General features: G+C 64.2%; 2 protein-coding genes. One reads left to right on the top strand and one right to left on the bottom strand.

Going from position 1 to position 2,261, the window contains the following annotated elements:
* Positions 1–180 precede the first annotated feature (180 nt).
* Positions 181–1,185 (top strand): DNA methyltransferase, encoded by a 1,005-nt coding sequence (locus FJY88_13730; protein ID MBM3288386.1) that lies wholly within the window; start codon positions 181–183, stop codon positions 1,183–1,185.
* 105 nt (positions 1,186–1,290) lie between these two features.
* Here FJY88_13730 and FJY88_13725 read toward each other — a convergent pair whose 3' ends face one another.
* Positions 1,291–1,899: a DUF4143 domain-containing protein gene (locus FJY88_13725; protein MBM3288385.1), complete on the bottom strand. Its 609-nt coding sequence runs from the start codon at positions 1,897–1,899 to the stop codon at positions 1,291–1,293.
* Positions 1,900–2,261: the final 362 nt, after the last annotated feature.

The raw sequence follows: 2,261 nt of genomic DNA, 5'->3' as shown, positions 1-2,261 counted from the left end.
ATTCCCGCTGGTGGCGGCGCGGGATCTTCTCACCCTGTACGTGATAGCGGGGGAGGAGTCGGAGAAGGTCCGGTCGCTCGCGCAACACCTGATCCGGCAGGATCCCGAGTCGGCCGAGACGTACAAGGCGCAACTCGTGGCCTATGCCAAGGCCCGCGGAGAGGGCGCGGCCGGCTAGCCGTGATCAAGTACATCGGGTCGAAGCGCCTGCTCATACCGAAGATCCTCGAGATCGTTCGCTCTCTTGGCGATGTCCGGAGAGTCGTCGATCTCTTCTCGGGGACCGGCCGCGTCGCGCACGCCTTGAAGGAAGACGGCTACGATGTCGTGGCGAACGACCACAACGCCTATGCCTATGTTCTGGCCCGCTGCTACGTGCAGGCGGATCGACGGCGGTTGATCGGAAAGGCGGAGCGGCTGATCCGCGAGCTGAGCCGCGTCCGGCCCCGCGCGGGCTACTTCACGGAGACCTACTGCCTTCGATCGCGATTCTTCCATCCCAAGAACGGGGCCAGGATCGACGCGATCCGCGAAGCGATCGCGAGGCGAGACCTCGATCCCGACCTGCAGGCGATCGCGCTGACATCGCTCATGGAAGGCGCGGATCGGGTCGACTCCACCACAGGGGTCCAGATGGCCTATCTAAAGGAGTGGGCGCCGAGGGCTCTGGGAGATCTCGAACTCCGCCTTCCCCGCGTGCTGGCCGGGCCCGGGCGGGCCCTCTGCGCGGACGCCACCGATGTGGCCGCCTCCTGGGATGGCGATCTCGCCTATGTGGATCCCCCCTACAATCAGCACAGCTACCTCGGCAACTACCACATCTGGGAGTCGCTTGTTCGCTGGGACAAGCAGGAGGTCTACGGCGTCGCCTGCAAGAGGATCGCCTGCAAGCGGTACCGGAGCGCCTTCAACTCGCGCCGCAGCATAGGAGACGCGCTGCGCGGGGTGATCGAGGCCCTCAGGGCGCGGTACATCGTGGTCTCCTTCAGCAATGAGGGGTTCGTGACCCGGGCGCAGATGGAGTCCCTTCTGGGGGAGCGGGGGACGGTCGAGGTCCACGAGATCGACTTCCGCCGCTACATCGGGGCGAGGATCGGCATCTACAACCCGGACGGGAAGAAGGTCGGGAAGGCCGGCCACCTCACGAACAAGGAATACCTCTACCTCGTCCGGACGAACGGCTGAGACTCGCGGGGGGCGCGGCCGTCCCGGGAGCGTTCACCACTCGACGCCCTTGAGTTCGTAGCCGCATATGGCCGGGTCCCCACTCGTACCCGCTTACGAACGTTTCTACGCCTCCACTCCGGGCAGAGGCTCCCCCGCGAGGAACTCCTGCCAGGTCATGGAAGCGATCCCCGCCCGACTTGCCGTCGCCCGCCCCTGGCGGTCACAGATCACCAACGGCAGGAACCGCGGATGGCGACGAACGAACTCCGCCAGTGCCGACAAATCGTGCACGTGAAACCCGCCGGTCTTGATCTCGACCGCCCACGATCCCCAGCTTCCCTCAAACACGCCATCCACTTCATAGGGCTCCTCGCGCCAGTAGGAGACGCGCTGGCCCGCGTTCCAGGCGTGGGCCAAACAGGCGTTCTCGGTCCAGGCGCCAAACCGGACCGGGTCAGACACCGGATCAACGACACCTCGAGGGTCCATCACCGCAACCAGGGCATTGTTCAGAGTCACGAGCTTGGGCGGAGAAGAACGCTGTCGCAGCGCGCTCTTCACGTACTTCGGCACTGCGGCGACCAGGTATGCATCCTCAAGCAACCGCAGGTAGTGGGCGATGGTCTCAAGGGCACCAGGGTCCTGCAGCTGACCCTGCAGCTTCTGCAGGGAGATGACTCGTCCAAGCGCCGGGCGAGCAAATCGCGGCACTCGACAAAGCCAAGTCTGAATGCCGTTGAGGTCATAGCCGAATAAATATTCGACTACAGTTGAAAGCCAAGGCTAACCTTCGTCGTCATCCGCGAAGACCTCAACGCCGGCTCGAGGCGATGGCAGTCCCGCGAGAACATGGATCCAGACCGGAATCGGCGAACAACACGGCCCACGATCCGGCAACGACCCCGCCACCGGGCCCCTGGGGGGTGGTCCACTTTTCACTGTTCACAATGGCTCACCGTTCAGTGTTCGTTGACACGGTGTGGCCAGGGCAAGGAGTAGCCGCCGCCGTTACTCTTCGAGGATCCTCGCAATCTGCGACTTTAGTCCGGGCACAGGCCGCTGCACGACATCCCACACGAGTTCGTAGTCAACCC

The sequence above is a fragment of the Candidatus Eisenbacteria bacterium genome (genome assembly GCA_016867495.1).
Classification (GTDB): Bacteria; Eisenbacteria; RBG-16-71-46; order CAIMUX01; family VGJL01; genus VGJL01.
The sequence above is the reverse complement of the archived record's forward strand: the minus strand, read 5'-3'. Positions and strand labels throughout refer to the sequence as shown.